Annotated in this window: 20 protein-coding genes; 8 read left to right on the top strand and 12 right to left on the bottom strand. The window is 66.3% G+C overall.

Annotation, left to right across the window (positions count from 1 at the left end):
* Positions 1 to 247 precede the first annotated feature (247 nt).
* The 3 genes from O0K41_RS04630 to O0K41_RS04620 all read left to right on the top strand — a co-directional run bounded on the left by O0K41_RS04630 (position 248) and on the right by O0K41_RS04620 (position 7,281).
* Complete coding sequence (locus tag O0K41_RS04630; protein ID WP_088436565.1) at positions 248 to 5,224, top strand: NAD-glutamate dehydrogenase domain-containing protein; 4,977 nt, start codon at positions 248 to 250, stop codon at positions 5,222 to 5,224.
* Between the two features lie 291 nt (positions 5,225 to 5,515).
* Positions 5,516 to 6,289: an NAD kinase gene (locus O0K41_RS04625; RefSeq protein ID WP_005410243.1), complete on the top strand. Its 774-nt coding sequence runs from the start codon at positions 5,516 to 5,518 to the stop codon at positions 6,287 to 6,289.
* 47 nt (positions 6,290 to 6,336) lie between these two features.
* Positions 6,337 to 7,281 carry a 5'-nucleotidase gene (locus O0K41_RS04620; RefSeq protein WP_005410242.1) on the top strand — a complete coding sequence of 315 codons (945 nt, stop codon included), beginning with the start codon at positions 6,337 to 6,339 and terminating at the stop codon, positions 7,279 to 7,281.
* 180 nt (positions 7,282 to 7,461) lie between these two features.
* Here O0K41_RS04620 and O0K41_RS04615 read toward each other — a convergent pair whose 3' ends face one another.
* The 11 genes from O0K41_RS04615 to asnS form a co-directional block, all read right to left on the bottom strand.
* Positions 7,462 to 8,013, bottom strand: coding sequence for a DUF2939 domain-containing protein (locus O0K41_RS04615; protein WP_049448993.1), 552 nt, complete (start codon positions 8,011 to 8,013; stop codon positions 7,462 to 7,464).
* A gap of 55 nt (positions 8,014 to 8,068) precedes the next feature.
* Entirely contained in the window at positions 8,069 to 8,755 is a 687-nt protein-coding gene (locus O0K41_RS04610) for a DUF2461 domain-containing protein (RefSeq protein ID WP_005410240.1), read from the bottom strand.
* Positions 8,752 to 10,191 carry an exodeoxyribonuclease I gene (gene sbcB / locus O0K41_RS04605; RefSeq protein WP_049403118.1) on the bottom strand — a complete coding sequence of 480 codons (1,440 nt, stop codon included), beginning with the start codon at positions 10,189 to 10,191 and terminating at the stop codon, positions 8,752 to 8,754. Before sbcB ends, O0K41_RS04610 begins: the two co-directional genes overlap by 4 nt.
* On the bottom strand, positions 10,191 to 11,558 hold the full coding sequence (locus O0K41_RS04600; protein ID WP_012480765.1) for an NAD(P)/FAD-dependent oxidoreductase: 1,368 nt from the start codon (positions 11,556 to 11,558) through the stop codon (positions 10,191 to 10,193). Before O0K41_RS04600 ends, sbcB begins: the two co-directional genes overlap by 1 nt.
* Before the next feature lie 31 nt (positions 11,559 to 11,589).
* Positions 11,590 to 12,864, bottom strand: coding sequence for a kynureninase (gene kynU / locus O0K41_RS04595; protein WP_012480764.1), 1,275 nt, complete (start codon positions 12,862 to 12,864; stop codon positions 11,590 to 11,592).
* A 162-nt stretch (positions 12,865 to 13,026) separates the two neighbouring features.
* A complete protein-coding gene (locus tag O0K41_RS04590) occupies positions 13,027 to 13,548 on the bottom strand; it encodes a 3-hydroxyanthranilate 3,4-dioxygenase (protein ID WP_005413911.1) in 522 nt (173 codons plus the stop codon).
* Positions 13,549 to 13,568: 20 nt separating this feature from the next.
* Positions 13,569 to 14,231: a carbonate dehydratase gene (gene can / locus O0K41_RS04585; RefSeq protein WP_005413910.1), complete on the bottom strand. Its 663-nt coding sequence runs from the start codon at positions 14,229 to 14,231 to the stop codon at positions 13,569 to 13,571.
* Between the two features lie 74 nt (positions 14,232 to 14,305).
* Positions 14,306 to 14,944 (bottom strand): FMN-binding negative transcriptional regulator, encoded by a 639-nt coding sequence (locus O0K41_RS04580; RefSeq protein ID WP_049448997.1) that lies wholly within the window; start codon positions 14,942 to 14,944, stop codon positions 14,306 to 14,308.
* Positions 14,945 to 14,951: 7 nt separating this feature from the next.
* On the bottom strand, positions 14,952 to 15,266 hold the full coding sequence (locus O0K41_RS04575; RefSeq protein ID WP_006453002.1) for a hypothetical protein: 315 nt from the start codon (positions 15,264 to 15,266) through the stop codon (positions 14,952 to 14,954).
* Positions 15,267 to 15,273: 7 nt separating this feature from the next.
* Positions 15,274 to 15,573, bottom strand: coding sequence for a hypothetical protein (locus tag O0K41_RS04570; RefSeq protein ID WP_005410232.1), 300 nt, complete (start codon positions 15,571 to 15,573; stop codon positions 15,274 to 15,276).
* 30 nt (positions 15,574 to 15,603) lie between these two features.
* The gene (gene asnS / locus O0K41_RS04565) at positions 15,604 to 16,998 is read right to left on the bottom strand and encodes an asparagine--tRNA ligase (protein ID WP_005410231.1); all 1,395 of its coding nucleotides are present in this window, start codon (positions 16,996 to 16,998) and stop codon (positions 15,604 to 15,606) included.
* Between the two features lie 128 nt (positions 16,999 to 17,126).
* Here asnS and O0K41_RS04560 point away from each other — a divergent pair, with 128 nt between their 5' ends.
* The 5 genes from O0K41_RS04560 (at position 17,127) to rplI (ending at position 19,477) form a co-directional block, all read left to right on the top strand.
* A complete protein-coding gene (locus O0K41_RS04560; RefSeq protein WP_005410230.1) occupies positions 17,127 to 17,465 on the top strand; it encodes an iron-sulfur cluster assembly accessory protein in 339 nt (112 codons plus the stop codon).
* A 66-nt stretch (positions 17,466 to 17,531) separates the two neighbouring features.
* Entirely contained in the window at positions 17,532 to 18,074 is a 543-nt protein-coding gene (locus O0K41_RS04555; RefSeq protein WP_164222184.1) for a CbrC family protein, read from the top strand.
* A gap of 168 nt (positions 18,075 to 18,242) precedes the next feature.
* Positions 18,243 to 18,680, top strand: coding sequence for a 30S ribosomal protein S6 (gene rpsF / locus O0K41_RS04550; RefSeq protein WP_006452997.1), 438 nt, complete (start codon positions 18,243 to 18,245; stop codon positions 18,678 to 18,680).
* An 11-nt stretch (positions 18,681 to 18,691) separates the two neighbouring features.
* Positions 18,692 to 18,922 carry a 30S ribosomal protein S18 gene (rpsR, locus tag O0K41_RS04545; RefSeq protein ID WP_002804494.1) on the top strand — a complete coding sequence of 77 codons (231 nt, stop codon included), beginning with the start codon at positions 18,692 to 18,694 and terminating at the stop codon, positions 18,920 to 18,922.
* Between the two features lie 105 nt (positions 18,923 to 19,027).
* Positions 19,028 to 19,477, top strand: coding sequence for a 50S ribosomal protein L9 (gene rplI, locus O0K41_RS04540; RefSeq protein ID WP_005410227.1), 450 nt, complete (start codon positions 19,028 to 19,030; stop codon positions 19,475 to 19,477).
* A 130-nt stretch (positions 19,478 to 19,607) separates the two neighbouring features.
* Here rplI and O0K41_RS04535 read toward each other — a convergent pair whose 3' ends face one another.
* Positions 19,608 to 20,042, bottom strand: a complete 435-nt coding sequence (locus O0K41_RS04535; RefSeq protein ID WP_164222186.1) for a hypothetical protein — start codon at positions 20,040 to 20,042, stop codon at positions 19,608 to 19,610.

Raw genomic sequence — 20,042 nt, 5'->3', positions numbered from 1 at the left:
GTGGACTATACCGTCCAGTTCAGGATTGTGGAATCGCATCGGCGTCGCCGCGTGTGTCTTCCGGTAACACGTTTTGCCGATCCTGTCGGCAGTGCTGAAACAGGCGCCAGCACCATACCGGTGCGAACTGAATAGGCGTTTGAACCGCAGCAAACCCGAATCTGCTTATTCCGTCCTGCAGCAAGGCCTTTTCGCGCGGTAGGGCTACAATTTCATTTTCCCAACTGAGCAAGCGCATCGCTCTGCCATGAAACCGCAAAAAACCGCAGCCAAGACCGTGAAGAACAAGACGAAACCAGCAGAGTCGGAGGTCGCAGTGACCGCTGGTTTCTCCCTGGAGCCGGTGTACACGGCCTTGCGCAAGCGCTACCCCGCGGCCGCACAGGCCGAAGCAGTGGCCTTTGCCACTGACTTCTACAAGCGCATGGAGTCGGACGAGTTCCCGCACCACAGCGCTGAAGAGTGGGCCGCTCTCGCGGCTGAGACGCTGGAATTCGCGCGTGCCCGCAAGGCCGGCAAGGCCAACGTCCGCGTGTTCAATCCGACCGCGAAGGCCAACGGTTGGGAATCGCCGCACACCGTGCTGCAGATCGTCAACGATGACATGCCGTTCCTCGTGGATACGGTCACCATGTCGCTGGCCGAGCAGGGCGTGGGCGTCCACGTGCTGGGCCACCCGGTGCTGCGCTTCACCCGCGACAAGGCCGGCAAGCTGGTCAAGGTCGGCGAGGGTGATGCCGAGTCGGTGATGCTGCTGGAGATCGACCGCCAGCCGGCCGAAGCCATGGCCGCCATCGAACAGGCCATCAACAAGGCGCTGGACGAAGTGCGCGCGATCGTGCGCGACTGGCAGCCGATGAAGGACAAGGCACTGGCGCTGGCCGACGACCTGGGCAAGCGCCAGCTGCCGGTCGACGATGCATCGCGCAAGGAAGCACAGGAGTTCCTGCGCTGGGCCGCCGACAACCACTTCACCTTCTTCGGCTACCGCGAGTACCGCGTCGAGAAGCAGGGCAAGGAAGACGTACTGGCGCCGCTGAACGACACCGGCCTGGGCCTGATGCGCGGCAAGGACAAGTCCGCGGCCCGCCCGGTCAAGACCCTGGCCGCGCAGGGCCTGAACGCCACGTCCGGCCTGAAGGACGCGCTGATCCTGACCAAGACCAATGCCCGTTCGCGCGTGCACCGCGCCGGCTACATGGACTACATCGGCGTGCTGGAATTCGACGCCAAGGGCAAGATCATCGGCGAGCAGCGCTTCCTTGGCCTGTTCACCTCCAGTGCCTACAACCGTCGCCCGTGGGAGATCCCGCTGGTGCGCCAGCGCCACGAGCACGTGATGAAGCAGTCGGGCCTGGCCCCGGCCAGCCACAGTGGCAAGGCCCTGCGCCACATCCTGGAAACGCTGCCGCGCGAAGAACTGTTCCAGTCCAGCGAGGACGAACTGTTCCGCACCGCGATGGGCGTGCTGGGCCTGCAGGAACGCGTGCGCAGCCGCCTGTTCCTGCGCCGCGACAAGTACAGCCGTTTCATCTCCGCGCTGGTCTACCTGCCGCGCGAGCGCTTCAACACCGACGTGCGCCTGCGCATCGAAGCGATGCTGAGGGACGCGCTGCACGGCGAGTACGTCGACAGCTCGGTGGTGCTGGGCGAATCGCCGCTGGCCCAGGTGCACCTGATCGTGCGCCCGAAGCCGGGTGAAATGCTCGACGTTGATACCGCCGAACTGGAGCAGAAGCTGGCCCAGGTCCTGCGCAACTGGCAGGACGACCTGCGCGAAGCGCTGGTGGCCCGCCACGGCGAGACCGAAGGCCTGCGCATCGCCGCCCGCATCGGCAAGGCGCTGCCGGCCGGTTACATCGAAGACAACAGCACGGCTGTTGCGGCCAACGATGTCAGCCAGCTTGATGCCCTGACCGGCCCGGACGACCTGCGCCTGAGCCTGCAGGCCGTGCCGCGCGAAAGCGGTGATGGCCTGCGCCTGAAGCTGTATCGCCAGCTGGACGACATCCCGCTGTCGGACGCGCTGCCGATGATGGAAAACATGGGCCTGCGCGTGATCGCCGAGCGTCCGTACCGCCTGTCGGTCGACAACGCCCCGGTGTACGTGCAGGACTTCGAGGTCGAATCGACCGCCGGCGCGATCGATGCCGCCAGCGTCGATGAAGCCTTCGGCGAGACCTTTGCCCGCGTCTGGCACGGCGATGCCGAGAACGACGGCTTCAACCGCCTGGTGCTGGCTGCCGGCCTGCACTGGCGCCAGGTCGCCATGCTGCGTGGCTACTGCAAGTACCTGCTGCAGACCGGCGTGCCGTTCTCGCAGGCCTACGTGGAAGGCACCTTCGCGCGCTACCCGCTGCTGGCCCGACTGCTGGTCGAGCTGTTCGAAGCGCGCTTCGATCCGGCTACCGGCCACGAGAGCAAGGACGACATCGCCGCCGGCCAGGCCCAGCTGAAGGCCCACTTCGATGTGCTGGCTGCTGGCGACGACGCCACCCTGAAGGTGCTCAAGACCGTGGTCGACGCCCGCAAGGGTGACCGCGACGCGCAGATGCAGGCCGCGCGCGATGCGCTGCTGAAGCTGATGGACCGTGTGTCCAGCCTGGACGAGGACCGCATCCTGCGCTCGTTCATGGGCGTGATCGACGCGACCCTGCGCACCAGCTACTACCAGACCGATGCCAACGGCCAGCACGGCCATGTCATCAGCTTCAAGTTTGATTCGGCGCTGGTGCCGGACCTGCCGAAGCCGCGCCCGTACCGCGAGATCTTCGTCTACGGCCCGCGCGTGGAAGGTACCCACCTGCGCTTCGGCGCGGTCGCCCGTGGTGGCCTGCGCTGGTCGGATCGTCGCGAAGACTTCCGTACCGAAGTGCTGGGCCTGGTCAAGGCACAGATGGTCAAGAACACCGTGATCGTGCCGGTCGGCGCGAAGGGCGGCTTCTTCGCCAAGACCCCGCCGGTGAACGGCGACCGCGACGCGATCTTCGCCAACGGCGTGGCCTGCTACAAGCTGTTCATCCAGGGCCTGCTGGACATCACCGACAACATCGTCAACAACAAGATCGTGCCGCCGGTGGATGTCGTGCGCCACGACATGGACGATCCGTACCTGGTGGTGGCCGCCGACAAGGGCACCGCGACCTTCTCCGACATCGCCAACGGCCTGGCCATCGCGCACGGCTTCTGGATGGGCGATGCGTTCGCCTCCGGTGGTTCGGTTGGCTATGACCACAAGGGCATGGGCATCACCGCACGCGGTGCGTGGGAATCGGTCAAGCGCCACTTCCGTGCGCTGGGCCGTGACAGCCAGACCCAGGACTTCACTGCGGTCGGCGTCGGCGACATGTCCGGCGACGTGTTCGGCAACGGCATGCTGCTGTCGCGCCACATCCGCCTGGTCGCTGCCTTCGACCACCGCCACATCTTCCTGGACCCGAACCCGGATGCGGCCACCACGTTCGTCGAACGTGAGCGCCTGTTCACCGTGCCGCGTTCGAGCTGGGCGGACTACGACGCCAAGCTGATCAGCAAGGGCGGCGGCGTATACCCGCGCAGCCTGAAGTCGATCGAGATCACCCCGCAGGTGCGTGAAGCGCTGGGCCTGGATGACAACGTCAAGGCGCTGTCGCCGAACGATCTGATGAGCGCGATCCTGAAGGCACCGGTCGACCTGCTGTGGAACGGCGGCATCGGTACCTACGTGAAGGCTGCCAGCGAGCAGCACAGCGATGTCGGCGACCGCGCCAACAACGCCCTGCGCGTGAACGGTGGCGAGCTGCGCTGCAAGGTGGTGGGCGAGGGCGGCAACCTGGGCATGACCCAGCTGGGCCGCATCGAAGCCGCCCAGGCCGGCGTGCTGCTCAACACCGACTTCATCGATAACTCGGCCGGTGTGGACACCTCCGACCACGAAGTCAACATCAAGATCCTGCTCAACGATGTGGTGCGGGCCAAGAAGCTGACCGTCGAGCAGCGCAACAAGCTGCTGGCCTCGATGACCGATGAAGTCGCCGAGCTGGTGCTCAATGACAACTACCGCCAGAACCAGGCGCTGAGCCTGATGGAGCGGATGGCGGTCAAGCGCCTGGGTTCCAAGCAGCACTTCATCCGTACCCTGGAACAGCAGGGCCTGCTGGATCGCCAGATCGAGTTCCTGCCGTCCGACGCCGAGCTGTCCCAGCGCAAGGCACGCGGCCAGGGCCTGACCCGCCCGGAACTGTCGGTGCTGCTGTCCTACTCGAAGCTGGTGGCGTTCGCCCAGCTGCTGGAATCGGACATCCCGGAAGATCCGTACCTGTCCAAGGAACTGCAGCGTTACTTCCCGACCCCGCTGCAGAAGAAGTACGCCGACGCGATGGAGCGTCACCGCCTGAAGCGCGAAATCATCGCCACGGCCGTGACCAACCAGACCATCAACCGCATGGGCGCCACCTTCCTGATGCGCATGCAGGAAGACACCGGCCGTTCCATCGCCGAAGTCGCCAAGGCCTACACCATCAGCCGCGAAACGCTGGATGCGCGCGCGCTGTGGGCGCAGATCGATGCACTCGACGGCAAGGTGCCGGAGTCGGTGCAGATCGACGCACTGGAAGTGATCTGGAAGCTGCAGCGTTCGTTCGTGCGTTGGCTGCTGTCGCGCCCGGGCGCGATGCCGGGCATCACCGAAGCGGTCAACCGCTACCAGGGTCCGTTCAACGACATCCGCGTTGCCTCGGGTGTGCTGCCGGATTCGCAGCGTCCGACCTACGAAGCCCTGGTGGCCGAGTGGAAGGAAAAGGGCCTGCCGTCCGCGCTGGCGCAGCAGCTGGCCGAACTGCACTTCCTGGAGCCGGCGTTCGACATCATCGAACTGGCCCGCACCCGCAAGCTGAAGCCGGTGGACGTGTCCAAGGTCCACTTCCGCCTGGGCGATGCCCTGCAGCTGCCGTGGCTGTTCGAGCAGGTCGATGCGCTGGAGGTCAACGGTCGTTGGCACGCCGTGGCACGTGGCGTGCTGCGTGACGAGCTGGCCGCCAACCACCGCAACCTGGCCGGCCAGGTGCTGGGCACCAAGGGCAGCAGCGCGGAAGCCAAGGTCGCAGCCTGGATGGGCCGTGACGACAACAGCCTGCGCTTCACCCTGGCGATGCTGGCCGAACTGGCCGAGCAGAAGACCCTGGACTACCCGACCGTTTCGGTCGCGGTGCAGCGCCTGGGCCAGCTGGCGGCACATGGCGCGTAAGTGAAGTAGTGCCAGGCCATGCCTGGCATGCGTGAACCGGAACGGCCCCGCGAAAGCGGGGCCGTTTTGTTTTTGCTTTCTCTTCTACGATCACTGACCCGACGCCGGCCGTGAACCTGCCAGGTGGATGACCGGCATATCCGCCGGGACCGTGAGCGCCATGGATGGCGCGATCGAGCCCCCAGGGATGGGTTTACGGCGTGTCCCGGCGGATATGCCGGTCATCTGCCCCACGGGGTCCAACTCCCGGCGCTCGGTTATGCTCTCCATCAAACCCACCCGGATCCACCGATGAGCGACACCCCCCGAATCGCTTTCCTGGCCAGCACCGCCGAGCCCGCGCAGATGGCCCGCGCGGCGATGATCTCGCGTTATGGCGATCACGCGCCGGAGCAGGCCGACGTGCTGTGCCCGCTGGGGGGCGACGGCTTCATGCTGCAGACCCTGCATCGGCATGGGCACCTGGGCAAGCCGGTGTTCGGCATGAAGCTGGGCACGGTCGGCTTCCTGATGAACCAGTACCGTGGAGACGACGACGTGCAGGCCCGCATCGCACGCGCAGAACCGGCCAACCTGCGCCCGCTGGAAATGGTGGCGCTGACCGAGTCCGGCACCAGTACCGGCTCGCTGGCCTACAACGACGTTTCGCTGCTGCGCCAGACCCGGCAGGCCGCGCATATCGGTATCGATCTGAACGGCCAGGAGCGCGTGGCCGAACTGATCGGCGACGGCGTGCTGGTGGCCACCCCGGCCGGCAGCACCGCCTACAACTATTCCGCGCATGGTCCGGTGCTGCCGCTGGGCTCGCACACCATCGCGCTGACGCCGTTGGCCCCGTACCGGCCGCGGCGCTGGCGCGGGGCGATCCTGAAGGCCGATACCGAAGTGCGCTTCCGCGTGCTCGATCCGTACAAGCGCCCGGTCAGCGTGACTGCTGATTCGCACGAGACCCGCGACGTGGTCGAGGTGACCATCCGTGAGTCGAAGGACCGCCGCGTGACCCTGCTGTTCGACCCGGAGCACAACCTGGAAGACCGGATCCTGAGCGAACAGTTCGTTTTTTGAGGACAATGGGCAGCCGGCCGTGCCGACCGCTTGAAGGACCCCCACCGATGGGCGACAACTCCCCCCGTTTGCTGACCGTCGCGGTGACCTCGCGCGCGCTGTTCGACCTCGAGGAAAGCCACGCGCTGTTCGAGAGCGATGGCGTGGCGGCCTATGCCGAATTCCAGCGCCAGCACGAGGACGATATCCTCGGCCCCGGCGTGGCCTTCCCGGTGGTGCGCAAGCTGCTGGCTTTGAACCAGGGGGCCAGCCCGGAGAATCCTCGCGTCGAGGTGATCCTGCTGTCGCGCAACTCGGCCGATACCGGCCTGCGCATCTTCAATTCGATCCAGCACTACGGCCTGGGCATCATCCGCGCAACGTTCACCGCCGGCGAGCCGACCTGGCCGTACGTGAAGCCGTTCGGCACCGACCTGTTCCTGTCGGCCAACCCGGAATCGGTGCGCAGCGCGCTGCGCCACGGCATCGCCGCGGCGACCATTCTGCCCAAGCCGCCTGGCGAAACCGCCGCCGCGGCGGCCGACCAGATCGATACCGGTCGCCCGGCCGGCCAGTTGCGCATCGCCTTCGACGGTGACGCAGTGATCTTCGGTGACGAGAGCGAGCGCATCTCACGCGAGCAGGGCGTGGAGGCGTTTGGCCGGCACGAGCGTGAACGGGCCCGCGAACCCCTCAGCGGCGGCCCATTCCGCGGTTTCCTGTCGGCCCTGCATACGCTGCAGGAAGTGTTCCCGGCCGGCGAGAGCGCGCCGATCCGCACTGCGCTGGTGACCGCACGCTCGGCACCGGCGCATGAGCGCGTAATCCGCACCCTGCGCGAGTGGGGAGTGCGCCTGGACGAAGCGCTGTTCCTCGGCGGCCGCCACAAGGGGCCGTTCCTGCAGGCGTTCGGTGCCGACATCTTCTTCGATGATTCGCAGCACAACATCGACAGTGCGCGCGAACACGTGGCCGCCGGCCACGTACCGCACGGTGTCGCCAACGAGGGGTGAGACCATGCCGGGTGGGTGCCAACCGTTGGTTGGCACTGCCATGCATCGACGCCCACCAAGGTGGGCATCTACCAGAGCGCTGTACCGCGGTAGTCGCCAACCTTGGTTGGCGCCGTCCTGGATCCATGCCCACCAAGGTGGGCACCTACCGAAAGCAGCACCGTCGAAGGGCATGACCCGTCACGGGGTGCCCGACATCCCCAACTGCAGATCCACCACCTTCCAGCGCAGGCCCTGCGGTTCCAGCACCACTTTCATCGGCGGCTGGTCGGGGCCGCGATCGACGTCGATCACGAAGCGGTCCAGCGCTTCGAAGTGATGCTCGGCGTTCTTCAATGGCCGTGCCGGCTCGGTCGCGCCGAAGGCATCACCGCCCTGCAGTTCATTGCGGCCGCGCTTCCACAGCACGTGGCCCTGCAGCATTGCGCCGATCCCGGTCGGGGTCACCATGGTTTCCACCGCTGCACCGCCGAGCTGGTCGCCGAGGCCGTAGAGCAGGGCGCCGAACGGGCTGGCCGCTACATCCGGGCCGGCCTGGCGTACCAGATAGTCGTTGAGCTGGGCGCGCAGGCTGCTGCGCACGCGAGGGAAATCGACATAGCGTTCCAGTCGCGCCGTGTCGCGTTCTTCGATGGCCTTGGACAGGCCATGCACGGCCATGTACGGGCCGCCGAACCACCACGCAGCCAAGGCCAGGACCAGCAGCACGGCCAGTGCAGTGAGCTTCTTCATGCTGTCCAGACTGCCGCAAGTGAGGCAGCCAGTGGTGAACGGCAGGTGATGCGGCTCAGAACTCCAGGTCCAGCGCCGCGCACAGGTAGTCAACGAACGGGCCGAGCCCAGCCAGGTCCTTGCCCAGCGTGGACAGCAGGCGCGGGCCGGTCATGGTGGCATCGTCCAGCGAGCGCCACATCACCCAGTTGCGGTGCTTGAGGTCGTCGATGAACTCGAAGTCGGCCGGGAAGCCACGCGGGGGCCGCACCAGCTTTTCGCTCTCCTCGAAATCGAAGCGTTTGCGCAGGGCCGGTGCATGCGCGGCGGCCTTCCAGCTGCCCGGATTGTCGAGGATGAAGTGGCGTACGCGGCGCTGGGTTTCCGGTTCCGGATGCCACAGGCCAGCGCCGACGAAACTCTCGCCCGGCTGCAGGTGCACGTAGAACGAGGGCGCGGCCACTTCGCGGCGGCGCTCATGGAACAGGCGTGCACCCTGCCAGGTCTTGTACGGCGACTTGTCGTTGGAAAAACGCGCGTCACGATGGATGCGGAACAGCGAACCACCGACGCCACGGGTATCGGCGCGGAAGTGCTCGCTGACCTCGGCCAGCGCCGGCTGCAGGTCGCCCAGCAGGCGCAGGAACGGCTGCCGCACGTGGTCTTCGTACTGCTGGCGGTGATCGTTGAACCAGGCCTTGTCGTTGTGCCGCGCAAGGCTGCGCAGGAACTTGAAGCTGGCGTCCGAGAAATAAGTGCTCACAGCGTCTCCTGCAGGTGCTGGCCCCAGTCGCGCAGCGATTGCAGCAGGGCCTGGCGCCGGGTGTCATCGGGCGCTTCGGCGGCCAGTGCATCCAGCTGCTGCTGGTACTGGGGCAGGTTGAGTTCGCCCAGGCCGCCGTCTCCGAGCAGGCGCTGGCGGCGGTAATCCTGCCAGCGCTGGCGTTCAGGCGGCGCGAGGCTGTCGGGATGATTGCGCGCGCGGTAGCGGAACAGCAGCTCCGGCAGGCGCGGGTCGCGGAAGCGACCTTCCAGCGCGGCCAGCTGCTCGGGCGCAGTGGTGCGTGCAAGCGCAAGCAGCGGCTTGTCACCGTTGCCGAGGAAGCCGTCGTACAGCGAGGCATCGACGTCGGCCACGGTGGCGGCGCGGGGCTGGTTGTAGACCTGCCGGGCCTTCTCGGCCAGCTGCGGGGCGAACGCGCGCAGGCGCTCCACCTTGGCTTCGATCGCAGCCACATCCAGGCCGAGGCGCGCGTGATCATCGGCACGCAGGTGGTTCCAGGCGATCAGCGCCGGCACCTTGTTCAGATGCACTTCCTTCAGAGGTACCCGTGCCGCGCCTTCGGGCAGCTCGCTGGCGCGCATGTACAGGCGCTGTGCGATCACCTCGGCCGGCAGTTCCAGCAGGTCGTCGATCTCGCCTTCCAGGTCGAATACGATCACCCGGTTGTTGATGGTCGGGTGCACGGCCAACGGCAGCACCGGTGCCGCGCACAGGCGGCTGGCCGGGTAGCGCATGGAAATGTGCAGCACCGGCTTCATCGCGGCCACGTCCAGCAGGCCGCCGACGAAACGCTTGTCGCGCAGCTTCAGGGCGTAGTCCCACAGGCGTGGTTGCGACTGCTTGAACAGCCGCGCCATGCCGATGGTGGCGCGCACGTCGGACAGTGCTTCGTGTGCATCGCCTTCGCGCACGTGGTTGGCCTCGGCCAGGTGCTCAAGTTTGAATGAGGTGGCGCCATCCTCGCGCAGCGGCCACTGGATGCCGTCCGGGCGCATCGCGCGCATCAGCCGCAGCATGTCCAGCAGGTCCCAGCGCGAATTGCCGTTGCGCCACTCGCGTTCGTACGGGTCGTGGAAGTTGCGGAACAGCCCGTAGCGGACGAACTCATCGTCGAAGCGCAGCGTGTTGTAGCCCAGCGCGCAGGTGCCGGGGCGCGACAGCTGCTCGTTGATGCGGTCGAAGGCCTCGGCCTCGCTGATGCCCTCGGCCAGTGCCTGCTGCGGGGTGATGCCGGTAACCAGGGTGGCCATCGGCGAGGGCAGCAGGTCATCGGCCGGGCGCACGAAGAAGCTGACCGGGGTGTCGATTTCGTTGAGATCGGCGTCGGTGCGGATGGCGGCGAACTGCGAGATGCGCGTGCGCCGCGGGTCCTGGCCGAAGGTTTCCAGATCGTAGAACAGGAAGCTGTCAGCCATCAGTGCGCGCCCTCCAGGACCGGCAGCTGCGCATGAATCTGCGCTTCCAGCGCGGCCCAGTCGATGTTGTCCAGTGAATCATGGCCGGTGGTGGCGGCCACCAGCATGTCGCGTTGCAGTTCGGTGCGGCGCAGCGCCTCGGCGTACGGCGTGTGCAGGAAGGTGACCATGGTGTAGTGCGGCACGAAGCGGGTCGGCCAGCGCCGCTGCAGTTCCTGTTCCAGTTCGCGCTGCAGCAGGAATGCAGGGTCGGCGACGCGGTCGCGCATTTCCAGGTAGTTCTCGAGCGCCATCTGCTGGATGGCACGTGCATTCGGCTTGCGCTCGGCTTCGAACGCGGCGAACGCACCTTCCAGATCATCGGCCTCCATCAGGTGGCGGGCCAGCGCAACGCAGTCCTCGAACGCGCAGTTCATGCCCTGGCCGTGGAACGGCACCATCGCATGCGCGGCGTCGCCGATCAGCACGGCACGGCCCTGCTGGTGCCAGCGATCGAGCGTCAGCGTGCCAAGCAGGCCCGGCGGGTGCTGTTCCCAGTCTGCGCGCAGGTTCGGGATCAGCGGCAGGGTGTCGGCGAACTCGCGCGCGAACAGCGCCTCGGCCTGCGCGCCGGTATTGATCGTGGCGAAGCTGGGATCGCCCTGGTTGGGCAGGAACAAAGTGACGGTGAAGGTGCCTTCGTGATTGGGCAGGGCGATGCACATGTAATGGCCGCGCGGCCAGATATGCAGCGCGTTGCGCTCGATGCGGAAGCTGCCATCGTCGGCCGGCGGAATTTCCAGCTCCTTGTAGGAGTGATCGAGGAACGCGATGTCCTCGCCCAGCGGCGCCCGCCGGTTCATCGCCGCGCGCAGGGCCGAGCCTGCACCATCGGCACCGATCAGGGTGTCGAAGCGGATGTCATGCGGACTGTCGTCGCGGTCGTCGATGAAGCGTGCGTAGCCGGCGTCGAAATCGACGGTGTGCAGGCGGCGGTGGAAGTGTACGGTCGCGCCAGCCTGTTCGGCCAGTTCCAGCAACGTGGTGTTGAGGTCGCTGCGATGGATCGACCAGATCACTTCGCTGTCGTCGCGGCCATAGCGCTGCAGCTGCGGTTCGCCTTCGCGCGGATGCACCATGCGTCCGCGCATCATCACCGCGCGCGCCATGACCTCGTCTTCCACACCGGCCTGGCGCAGCGCATTGCGCCCACGCTCGGCCAGCGCCAGGTTGATCGAGCGGCCGCTCTCGTAGTCGGCCACGCGTGGATCGCCACGGCGTTCGTACAGGGTGATGCGCCAGCCCTGGCGTGACAGCAGGATGGCCAGCAGCGACCCGGCGAGGCCGGCACCGATAATGCTCAACGAGCGGGAAGCATGTGCGATCAACGAACTGTCGAGCAGTAGGGGAGGGACCGGCTCAGAGGCCGGCCCAGGCTTCCACTTCCTCGACGAAGTGGTGCACGTCCAGATAGCGGTTGTAGAGCGGGGTGGGCGAGATGCGGATCACGTCCGGCTCGCGCCAGTCGCCGAGCACGCCGATGCCGCGCAGGTGCTCGAACAGCGCACGGCCGCGCTCGCGCCCACCGATCACGCGCAATGACAGCTGGCAGCCGCGGCGCTGCGGCTCGGCCGGGGTGATGATGTCGAGCACGCCGGACAGGCGTGCACGTACAAGCGCTTCGAGCATGCCGGTCAACGCCAGCGACTTGCTGCGCAGTGCCTCCATGCCGGCGCGCTCGAACAGGTCCAGCGACGCGCGCAGCGGCGCCAGGCCGAGGATCGGCGGATTGCTGAGCTGCCAGCCTTCGGCACCGATGGCGGGGGTGAACTGCGGTGCCATCTGGAAGCGGGTGGCTTCCTCATGGCCCCACCAGCCGGCAAAGCGCGGCAGCGTGGTGTCGCGGTGATGGCGCTCGTGCACGAACGCGCCGGCCACCGCACCCGGGCCGCTGTTGAGGTATTTGTAGTGGCACCACACGGCGAAATCGGGTGCGACGTCATGCAGGCGCAGCGGCAGGTTGCCGACCGAGTGCGCCAGGTCGAAGCCGATGCGCGCGCCCTGCAGGCGGGCAGCACGGGTGATTGCATCGAGGTCGAAGGCCTGGCCGGTGCGGTACTGCACGCCGGGCCACAGCACCAGTGCAAGGCGCGGACCGTGTTCGGCGATGGCGCGCTCGATCGCGGTGAGCGAGATCGTTCCGTTGGCTTCGTCCGGTTGCACTTCCACCAGGCACTCGGCGGGGTCGAACCCGTGGAAACGGATCTGCGCTTCGACCGCGTGTCGGTCGGTCGGGAACGCACCGGCTTCCATCAGGATCACCGGGCGCTGCGCGGTCGGTCGGTAGAAGCTGACCATCATCAGGTGCAGGTTCACGCTCAGCGTGTTCATCGCCACCACTTCGCTGGGCAGTGCACCGACCACGCGGGCCAGCTGCGCGCTCACCAGGCGGTGGTAGGACAGCCACTGCGTCGGGCCGGTGAAGTGGCCTTCCACCGCCAGCTCGCCCCATTGCTTCATCACTTCCTGCACCGCGGCCTGGGCGCCACGCGGCTGCAGGCCCAGCGAGTTGCCGACGAAGTAGGTCTGCTCGCCACCGCCATGGCGCGGAATCAGGAATTCGTTACGCAGCGGGCGCAGCGGATCGGCGGCGTCCAGGGCAATGGCGTGGGTGCGGCTGAGCAGGTCGGACATGGTCGGGCAACAGGCTGCAACGGGACCGCCAGTGTAGCGCCTGGGGCATGGCCCGGTAGACGCGGCCACGCTTCGAGCGCCGCGTTTTCTGGTAGTGGCCCACCTTGGTTGGCGCGCGTGGATCCATGCGCCCACCAAAGTGGGCGCCTACCGGTGTGGGCGTCAGCCCGCCGCCGGCACCGGCAGCGGATCCACGTGCCCGCACTGGCTGCAGGTACGCAGCTCCAGGCTGGCGTGATAGCGCGCGAACACCTTGGGCAGGTCGGTCTCGATGTTCTGCAGCGGGAAGAACTCTTCGTGCAGCTTGTGGTTGCAGCGTTCGCAATGCCAGATCACGCCGTCCTTCTCGTGCGGCAGGCGCTTGCGCTCGACCACCAGGCCGATGCCGCCGGGCGGGCGCCGCGGCGAGTGCGGCACCCTGGCCGGCAACAGGAAGATCTCGCCGGCGCGGATCGGAATGTCGCGCACCGCGCCGTCCTCCTGCACCTTCAGCACCATCTCGCCCTCGAGCTGGTAGAACCACTCCGGGCCTTCGTCGTAGTGATAGTCGGTGCGCGAATTCGGCCCGCCCACGACCATCACGATGAAGTCGCCGTTGTCGATCATCTTGTTGCCCACCGGCGGCTTCAGCAGGTGGCGGTTTTCTTCGATCCAGGCGTGCAGGTTGATCGGCGAGGCGAGCATGGTCGTGGTCCGTAGTGAGGTCAGTCGCGCCGGCCCTGGCGGGGCACGTAGGACAGTGCCTTTTCATAGGCTGGCTTCAGCTCTTCCGGTCCACCGACATCGATGCCCATTTCGCTGACCCGGCCGTTCTTCAGGCTGTAGACCCAGCCGTGCACCATCAGCTTCTGCCCGCGCGCCCAGGCGTCCTCGACGATGGTCGAACGGCACAGGTTGGCGACCTGCTCGATCACGTTCAGTTCGCACAGGCGGGCATGCTTCAGCTCGTCATCCTCGATCGCATCGAGGATGCCCTGGTGCTTCTGCACCACGTCGCCGACATGCCGCAGCCAGTTGTCGGCCAGGCCGACGCGGGTATTGTGCAGGCAGGCGTGCACGCCGCCGCAGCCGTAGTGGCCGACGATCAGGATGTGCTTCACCTTCAACTGGTCCACCGCGTACTGCACCACGCTCAGGCAGTTCAGGTCGGTGTGCGCGACCACGTTGGCGACGTTGCGGTGCACGAACACTTCACCCGGGGCCATGCCGATGATCTGGTTGGCCGGCACCCGCGAGTCGGAGCAGCCGATCCACAGGTATTCCGGATGCTGCTGCTTGGACAGCTGCTGGAAGAACTCAGGGTCTTCCTTGGCGATGCGGTCGGCCCAGTCGCGGTTGTTCTGCAGCAGGCGGTGGATGTCTTTCATGTGCGGTATCCCTGGCGTCGGGTGGGGGCAAGGCGCGGCCGTTCTGGTCGCGCCGTCGCGGGAAGCTGGGGTGATCAGCCGCTGGAGGCGGACTGTTCACGGTGCCAGCGCATCCACTGCGCCAGCTCATGGGAGGACGGGGAGGCGAGCGCTTCCAGTGCGGCGATCACGGCCTGCTGGTTGGCGTCGGGATGGTTCTGGCTGAGTTTCAGCTTCAGCTGCACGTGTTCCACCTGGAAGCGGAAGCCGACGATGGCGCGCAGCTCCGGGCCGTGTTCGGCGCGCGCGGCATCGAACCGCCAGGCCTGGCCGACGCTGGCTTCGAAGCGGTCGCTGATCGCGCCGACCAGTTCGGCCAGCGCATCAGCGTCGTCGAAGGTCTGCAGCTGGCCACGCAGCTCGGCAGCGGCGTAGTTCCAGGTGGGTACCCGCGCGGCGGGCTCCTTGTCCGGATACCAGCTGGCCGAGACGTAGCCGTGTGGGCCATCGACCAGTACCTTGGCCGCGCCGCTGTGGCGCGACTGCGGGTTGGCGCGGGCCCAGTGGCCGCGCAGTTCGATCTGGTCGCCGTCACGCCGGTACAGCACCGGCATCCGGGTCAGCTCCGGCAGGCCATCGCTGCCGGGGGTGAGCACGGTGACGAACGGGTCGCGCGCCAGCAGGCGGTCCAGCCAGAGCAGGTCGGTCTCGGCGAAGGCGCGCGGGGTGAACATGCAGGGGTCAGGCGCGCCCGCCCAGCGACTGGATCATGCGGCCACGCAGACCCTCGTCGCTGTCGGCCTGCGGCGGCTGCACTTCGTGCAGGCTGAAGCCGCGCACCAGTGCGTCCTCCTCGTCCAGGCCGTCGTACTCGACGAACTCGGCGTCGAACAACTGCGAACGGGCGGTGTCTTCGCTGTCGTAGCTCAGCGTGTTGCCATCGCTGTCGAGCACTTCGGCGGTGCCGGCCGGGCGAACGCGCAGGCGCGCCCAGATCAGGGTGTTGCCGAGGCTGGCCAGCCACCAGCTGTCGCGCGAGGCGGTGATGTCGTTCATGAGCGTATTACCAGAGCGAGGCCAGCCAGAGCAGGGCGGCCATGCCCAGTCCGGCCAGCAGGGTCAGCAGCGATACCCAGGCCGGTGTCGCCAGCCCGGACAGCGAGCGGTCCGGTTGCTGCCGATAGTCGCGGCGCAGCAGCCAGGCCAGGGCATCGGGCTTGAGGAAGGCGCCGCTGCCGAAGCGCGCGGCGAGCGCCGGATGGCGGTCGCGCACGTGCACCAGGGTCAGCGGCCAGAAGATCACGAAGGCACTGAACCCGGCCACTGCAACGCCGACGAAACAGAGGGCGAAGAACAGGGTCATGGGGGCAGTACCTCCGTGGTCGTATGGGGCTTAGAAGTCCGCGCTGCCCGGGGCGCGCGGGTAGGGGATCGCATCGCGGATGTTGGACAGCCCGCAGACGTACACCACCAGGCGCTCGAAGCCCAGGCCGAAGCCGGCGTGCGGCACCGAGCCATAGCGGCGGAAATCGCGGTACCAGCTGTAGTGTTCGCGATCCAGGCCGAACTGGGCCATGCGCGCGTCCAGCACGTCCAGGCGCTCTTCGCGCTGGCTGCCGCCGATGATCTCGCCGATGCCCGGGGCCAGCACGTCCATCGCGGCAACGGTCTTGCCGTCGTCGTTCAGGCGCATGTAGAAGGCCTTGATGTGCTCCGGATAGTTGGTCACCACCACCGGGCGGCCGACGTGTTCCTCGGTCAGCCAGCGCTCGTGCTCGGTCTGCAGGTCCAGGCCCCATTCGACCGGGAAGTCGAACTTCCTGCCGGACTTCTGCAGCAGGCTGACCGCGTCGGTGTAGTCGATGCGCTCGAACGGTGCGTTGATGAAGTCTTCCAGCTTGGTGATCGCGTTCTTGTCCACGCGCTCGGCGATGAAGGCCAGGTCGTCGCTGCGCTCGTTCAGCACCGCACGGAACAGATACTTCAGGAACTCTTCGGCCAGGCGTGCGTCTTCGGCCAGGTCGGCGAAGGCGATTTCCGGCTCGATCATCCAGAACTCCGCCAGGTGGCGGGTGGTGTGGCTGTTCTCGGCGCGGAAGGTCGGGCCGAAGGTGTAGACCTTGCTCAGCGCCAGGCAGTAGGCCTCGACATTCAGTTGGCCGGACACGGTCAGGAAGGTTTCCTTGCCGAAGAAGTCGCGGCTGAAATCGATCGCGCCCTTCTCATCGCGCGGCAGGTTCACCATGTCCAGGGTGGACACGCGGAACATCTGGCCGGCGCCTTCGGCGTCGGAGGTGGTGATGATCGGGGTGCTGATCCAGTTGAAGCCGTTCTCGTGGAAGAAACGGTGCACGGCCTGGGCCAGGCAGTTGCGGATGCGGGTGACCGCGCCGAACAGGTTGGTGCGCGGGCGCAGGTGCGCCACTTCGCGCAGGAACTCCGGCGACATCGGCTTGGGCTGGATCGGGTAGGTGAGCGGGTCTTCGACCCAGCCGACCACTTCCACTGCACTGGCCTGGATCTCGAACGACTGGCCCTTGCCCTGCGACTTCACCAGGGTGCCGGTGGCGATGACCGAGCAGCCGCTGGTCAGGCGCTTGATCTCGTCGAAGTTGGCCAGGCTGTCGCCGGCCACGACCTGGATCGGGGCGAAGCAGGAGCCGTCGCTCACATTCACGAAGGCCAGATTCGCTGAACCGCGCACCGTGCGCACCCATCCGCGTACCGTGACTTCGCCGCCTTCCGGGATCTTCCCGGCAAGCGCATGTTCAACGCTGACCACCGTCATGACTTGAATCCTCTGCTGATCGACTCGATCTGTGAACACGGGAGTTTACCGGTTGCAGCGTTCTGCTTGCGAGGCATTTTTCGCGGCAACGGCTCCTTATAATGCCCCCGTACCTCTGGAGTAGCCCCATGGCCGTCAGCCTGACCCCCATTGCCTTCGAGCGCGTGCAGCGCTTTGTCGCCCAGACCCCCGGTGCGCTGGGCCTGCGTTTCGGCGTGACCAAGACCGGTTGCTCCGGTTGGGGCCACATCACCGACCTGGCACGCGACGAGCGCGAGGGCGATACCGTGTTCGAGCAGGACGGCGTGAAGATCTATGTCGACGCCAAGAGCCTGGCGCTGGTGGACGGCACCGTGATCGACTTCGGCAAGCACGGCCTGAGCGAGACCTTCACGTTCAGCAACCCCAATGCCACCGCCGAGTGTGGCTGCGGCGAGAGCTTTACCACCGACGCCGACAAGGCCTGACGGCCCGGCGCGTCCCGGTAGCTGCCGACCTTGGTCGGCACGCTGGGCTTGGCAGGGACCCCACGGATGGAACGACCGGCTTTTACCTATCACCCCAATGCCTACGCCCTCTCATTCGAAGAGGTCGACGGAATCTGTGACTGCTGCGGCCAGCCGCGCACACTGCGCTACCGCGGACCGTTCTACACCCGCCTGCGCCCGGATTACCTTTGCCCGTGGTGTATCGCCGATGGCAGGGCTGCGGCCAGCTGCGAGGGTGAATTCACCGGCTGGAGCGATATTGAAGGGGTATCCCCGGATCCAGCCGACCCGCCGCCGACCATCGCCCGTGAGCTGCTGCTGGAGATCTGTGAGCGCACCCCGGGTTACTCGTCGTGGCAGCAATCGGTCTGGCTGAGCCACTGTGAACGGCCCTGTGCCTTCCTCGGCTTCGCCGGCAGCGACGATCTGCTGCCCATCCTCGACCAGGTCCGGCCCGATGTGGCGGCGGTCAATCCACGTGACGCCGACTGGGTGCTGGCGCACCTGAGCCGGGACGGGATGATGGTCGGCTGCCTGTTCCAGTGCCTGGAATGCGGCCAGCATCGCCTTCACGTCGATCTGGGCTGAATACGCTGGCGGGTTCAGGTTGTCCCGTGGCCGCCCGGTTGCCCGCCATCCCGATCTGCGCCATAATGCGCGGCTTCCTGCCTCCCTGGCGGGAATCCTTGCCCCACCGCGGTCTCAACGGCGGGGGGCTGTCCGGCCGCAAGGCCACATCCGAAAGGTAGAAAAAACATGAGTCGTCATTACGAAATCGTGTTCATGGTCCACCCGGACCAGAGCGAGCAGGTCCCGGCCATGATCGAGCGCTACAAGTCGCTGGTCGAGAACGGCAACGGCACCATCCACCGTCTGGAAGACTGGGGCCGCCGCCAGCTGGCGTACCCGATCCAGAACCTGGTGAAGGCCCACTACGTGCTGATGAACATCGAAGCCGACCAGGCCGTTCTGAACGAACTGACCGAAAGCTTCCGCTTCAACGACGCCGTGCTGCGCAACCTGGTCATCAAGCGTGACGAGGCTGACACCGAGCAGTCGCTGATCATGAAGAGCAAGGACGAGAAGGGTGACAAGCCGGAGCGCGGTGAGCGCCGTCGTCGTGACGACGAAGAAGGCGAGTCCACCACCACCGCTGACAACGAAGCCGGCGACGACGCCGCTTCCGCCGCCTAAGGAGCCTTCCCATGTCCAAGTTCTTCCGTCGCCGCAAGTTCTGCAAGTTCACGGCTGAAGGTGTGAAGGAGATCGACTACAAGGATCTCAACACCCTGCGCCAGTACCTGACCGAGAACGGCAAGATCGTGCCGAGCCGCGTCACCGGTACCAAGTCGAAGTACCAGCGTCAGCTGGCGACCGCCGTCAAGCGCGCTCGCTTCCTGGCCCTGATCCCGTACACCGACAACCACGACGTCTGATGCCCGGCGGGGCGGCCCGGTGCCGCCCCCGCTGTGCCAGCTATTCGGACAGCCTTTGTTGCGGGGCATCGCCTCGCTAACGAATAACTCATCTGGAGCAATACCATGCAGCTGATCCTCCTGCAGAAAGTCACCAACCTCGGCAACCTGGGCGACCTGGTCGACGTGAAGCCGGGCTACGGCCGTAACTTCCTCGTGCCGCAGGGCAAGGCCGTTCCGGCCACCGAGAGTAACAAGGCCGAGTTCGAAGCCAAGCGCGCCGAATACGAAGCCAAGGCCCAGGCCATCCACGCCGACGCTGAAGGCCGCAAGGCCAAGCTGGAAGGCGCGAGCGTGACCATCGCCGCCAACGCTTCGACCGAAGGCAAGCTGTACGGCTCGGTTGGCCCGCGCGACATCGCCGAGGCCTTCACCGCCGCCGGCCTGCCGCTGGAAAAGAGCGAAGTCATCCTGGGCGAAGGCGCCTTCCGCAACATCGGCGAATACGACGTGCTGGTCCACCTGCACGCCGACGTCGAGACCACCGTCAAGGTCGTCGTCGTCGCCGAAGCCTGATCCCGCGCCGCAAGGCCTGGCATCACCGCAGAACGGGCGCCCGCAAGGGTGCCCGTTTTGTTTTGGGCGATCGTCGGATATGTGGAGTCGAGCCATGCTTGACTTGCCGTCCGTCCTGCACCACTGCTTGCTAGACAGCCTCACCCAGGAAGTAGCGTTCGAAATCTGCAAGCGCATTGGCAACGTCCATCCGTAGTTGATCGGGTTGCAGAAGTTCTCCTGCGCGACGTGCGCGTTCGATCATCATGTCGATACAGGTCGCCATGTCTGCTGATACAACAGGTACGAGGGCGTTCCTGTCGATGGTTTTCCAGGGCTGGCAGGCGTAGATCATATCCATGGTCAGCAGCTGCCTTTTGAGAAACAGCTTCAAGCGGTCTGGTCCATCCGGTTCGAATGTCCAGATCGTCCCGGAGATCCGAAGAACGATTCCGAATTTGGTGATGGATCGAAGATAGTTCCCCTTCACATGACGCTCGAAGCAGATGTTCAGTTGTCTCTGGAGCGGGGCAAAAAGGGCGCCTGACGGCGGATCGCCATACTGGCCGCTGATCTGTATCTGCAT

It is taken from the genome of Stenotrophomonas sp. Sm2128 (assembly GCF_030985535.1).
GTDB lineage: Bacteria > Pseudomonadota > Gammaproteobacteria > Xanthomonadales > Xanthomonadaceae > Stenotrophomonas > Stenotrophomonas maltophilia.
Note: the sequence above shows the minus strand (reverse complement) of the source record. Positions and strands in the feature narration are given on the sequence as shown.

Bases quoted from the DNA above. Each gene is read 5' to 3' on its own strand.
- O0K41_RS04630 (WP_088436565.1), top strand. From the start codon at position 248: ATGAAACCGCAAAAAACCGCAGCCAAGACCGTGAAGAACAAGACGAAA.
- O0K41_RS04625 (WP_005410243.1), top strand. From the start codon at position 5,516: ATGAGCGACACCCCCCGAATCGCTTTCCTGGCCAGCACCGCCGAGCCC.
- O0K41_RS04620 (WP_005410242.1), top strand. From the start codon at position 6,337: ATGGGCGACAACTCCCCCCGTTTGCTGACCGTCGCGGTGACCTCGCGC.
- O0K41_RS04615 (WP_049448993.1), bottom strand. From the start codon at position 8,013: ATGAAGAAGCTCACTGCACTGGCCGTGCTGCTGGTCCTGGCCTTGGCT.
- sbcB (WP_049403118.1), bottom strand. From the start codon at position 10,191: ATGGCTGACAGCTTCCTGTTCTACGATCTGGAAACCTTCGGCCAGGAC.
- kynU (WP_012480764.1), bottom strand. From the start codon at position 12,864: ATGTCCGACCTGCTCAGCCGCACCCACGCCATTGCCCTGGACGCCGCC.
- O0K41_RS04590 (WP_005413911.1), bottom strand. From the start codon at position 13,548: ATGCTCGCCTCGCCGATCAACCTGCACGCCTGGATCGAAGAAAACCGC.
- can (WP_005413910.1), bottom strand. From the start codon at position 14,231: ATGAAAGACATCCACCGCCTGCTGCAGAACAACCGCGACTGGGCCGAC.
- O0K41_RS04580 (WP_049448997.1), bottom strand. From the start codon at position 14,944: ATGTTCACCCCGCGCGCCTTCGCCGAGACCGACCTGCTCTGGCTGGAC.
- O0K41_RS04575 (WP_006453002.1), bottom strand. From the start codon at position 15,266: ATGAACGACATCACCGCCTCGCGCGACAGCTGGTGGCTGGCCAGCCTC.
- O0K41_RS04570 (WP_005410232.1), bottom strand. From the start codon at position 15,573: ATGACCCTGTTCTTCGCCCTCTGTTTCGTCGGCGTTGCAGTGGCCGGG.
- asnS (WP_005410231.1), bottom strand. From the start codon at position 16,998: ATGACGGTGGTCAGCGTTGAACATGCGCTTGCCGGGAAGATCCCGGAA.
- O0K41_RS04560 (WP_005410230.1), top strand. From the start codon at position 17,127: ATGGCCGTCAGCCTGACCCCCATTGCCTTCGAGCGCGTGCAGCGCTTT.
- O0K41_RS04555 (WP_164222184.1), top strand. From the start codon at position 17,532: ATGGAACGACCGGCTTTTACCTATCACCCCAATGCCTACGCCCTCTCA.
- rpsF (WP_006452997.1), top strand. From the start codon at position 18,243: ATGAGTCGTCATTACGAAATCGTGTTCATGGTCCACCCGGACCAGAGC.
- rpsR (WP_002804494.1), top strand. From the start codon at position 18,692: ATGTCCAAGTTCTTCCGTCGCCGCAAGTTCTGCAAGTTCACGGCTGAA.
- rplI (WP_005410227.1), top strand. From the start codon at position 19,028: ATGCAGCTGATCCTCCTGCAGAAAGTCACCAACCTCGGCAACCTGGGC.
- O0K41_RS04535 (WP_164222186.1), bottom strand. From the start codon at position 20,042: ATGCAGATACAGATCAGCGGCCAGTATGGCGATCCGCCGTCAGGCGCC.